Raw genomic sequence first — 1739 nt, 5'->3', positions numbered from 1 at the left:
AAGAGTCACACCCAATCAGGACGGCAACACCGATCCTGTCAGCCAGCACCGGGCCAGCCGTGTAAAGACTTACAGGCCGATTCAGAACCCCAACTACACCCTGGATTCTGAAGAGCCGGATAAGACCGGCCCTGTCAGGCTCCTGGACATGGTCGAGGGCCGCTCGAAACGAGCGTTTCAGCAGTGGCTCGCTCATTGCGAGGAGTCCTGGCGCGACGGTCTGGAAGTCGTTGCCATAGACGGCTTTTCCGGGTTCAAGACCGCCACCACCGAAGAGTTACCGGAGGCGATGACGGTGATGGATTCCCTTTCATGTGGTTCGGCTGGCCGGCAACGCTGTCGATGAGTGCCGGCCGCCTGTTTCAGCTGGCCGCCTGCGGGCATCGGGGCCGCACAACCGACCCGCTCTACCGGGCGCGGCGGACCCTGCACACGGGGGCCGATCTGCTCACCGATAAGCAGAAAGCCTGGCTAGCCAGCTGATTCGCCGCCGATGCTCATGCCGAGCTCGAAGCCACCTGGACGATGTATCAACGCGCCGTGGCGGCCTACCGAGAACCTGACCGCAAAAAGGGCCGCGCCATGATGGCAGTAGCTGAGCAACGCGCTCAGCGCTGGCTTTGCCGAAGGCACTGCAGGAAACCCTCAGACGGACACTGAACAAGCGGGCCGCTGACGTCCTGGCACGTCAGCGCGGCGGCGCCACAGGGTGTGGCCGAGTTGGGCCGGTTCCTCTAGACCAGTTCCGCGGGCACGCCGCGACGCAGCGAATCGATGATCGCCGCCAGCATGGTCTTGCCACGGCGACGGCCGGGGTGGGCGTAGGCGGCGATGACGCGTTGATAGACATTTCAGGTCACCTGGACCAGGGGGAGCCGGGTGCGCAGGGTGCCGCGCACCCCGTAGAGCGGGTCCCCGCTGCGGCCGCGGTGTTCGCAGCTTACTCCGTAGGTCAGAGATGCTTGGTCCAACGGAACGCCCAGTGGCCGGGTAATCCACTGAACGGAGTTGACGTCGGGCATCTGGCTGATTGTCCGAGCTGCCCCGCGTCCCTGGCCTGACCCCGTTTGGTTGATCCATGGCTTATGAGAGTCTTGCAGCCCACGACGTGGGCAGGAAGGCTCAACAAAATCATGGCGACGAGGAAGCGGCACAGCCCGGAGCAGATTGTGCGCAAGCTGATGGCGGCCGATCGGCTCCTGGCCGAGGGTAAGGACACGGCAGCGGTGTGCCGCGAACTGGGTGTCTCCGAGGCCACCTACCACCGGTGGCGTAACCAGTTCGGCGGGTTGAAGGCCGAGGACGCCAAACGGCTCAAGGACCTCGAACGCGAGAACACCACCCTCAAACGCCTGCTGGCAGACGCGGAGTTGGAGAAGGACGCGCTGCGGGAGATCGCGAAGGGAAACTTCTAGGCCCGGAACGTCGGCGGGCGGCCGTTCGTCACCTCCAGCGCGTGCTGGGGGTCAGCGAACGGTTTGCCTGCCGCGTGACCGGGCAGCACCGCGCAACCCAGCGGCACGCAGCCGTCTCTGCGACCCCCGAGGATCCCGACGCCGCCCTGCGAGCCTGGCTTCGCCAGTACGCCAAGGACCGCCCACGACGTGGGTTTCGGCCCGCGTATCACGACGCCCGCGCTGAAGGCTGGGCAGTCAATCACAAGAAGGTGCAACGCCTTTGGCGCGAAGAAGGGCTTCGCGTGCCGCAGCGCCGTCGCCGCAAACGCCACGGCAGCTCCA

Annotated in this window: 1 protein-coding gene and 2 pseudogenes; 2 read left to right on the top strand and 1 reads right to left on the bottom strand. The window is 65.5% G+C overall.

Annotated elements, in window-relative coordinates; genetic code table 11:
- Positions 1 to 118 precede the first annotated feature (118 nt).
- A pseudogene (locus tag A9X01_RS28900) lies at positions 119 to 686 on the top strand (ISL3 family transposase); the annotation flags it as partial.
- Positions 687 to 851: 165 nt separating this feature from the next.
- Here the strand turns inward: A9X01_RS28900 and A9X01_RS30410 are convergent.
- Positions 852 to 1022, bottom strand: a complete 171-nt coding sequence (locus tag A9X01_RS30410) for a hypothetical protein (RefSeq protein WP_162494283.1) — start codon at positions 1020 to 1022, stop codon at positions 852 to 854.
- Positions 1023 to 1133: 111 nt separating this feature from the next.
- Here A9X01_RS30410 and A9X01_RS30835 point away from each other — a divergent pair.
- A pseudogene (locus A9X01_RS30835) lies at positions 1134 to 1739 on the top strand (transposase); the annotation flags it as partial.

The sequence above is a fragment of the Mycobacterium asiaticum genome (genome assembly GCF_001668675.1).
Taxonomy (GTDB): Bacteria; Actinomycetota; Actinomycetes; order Mycobacteriales; family Mycobacteriaceae; genus Mycobacterium; species Mycobacterium asiaticum_D.
This window is presented reverse-complemented; position numbering and strand designations above follow the sequence as displayed.

Coding starts and splice junctions, on each gene's coding strand:
- A9X01_RS30410 (WP_162494283.1), bottom strand. CDS start 1,022: ATGCCCGACGTCAACTCCGTTCAGTGGATTACCCGGCCACTGGGCGTT.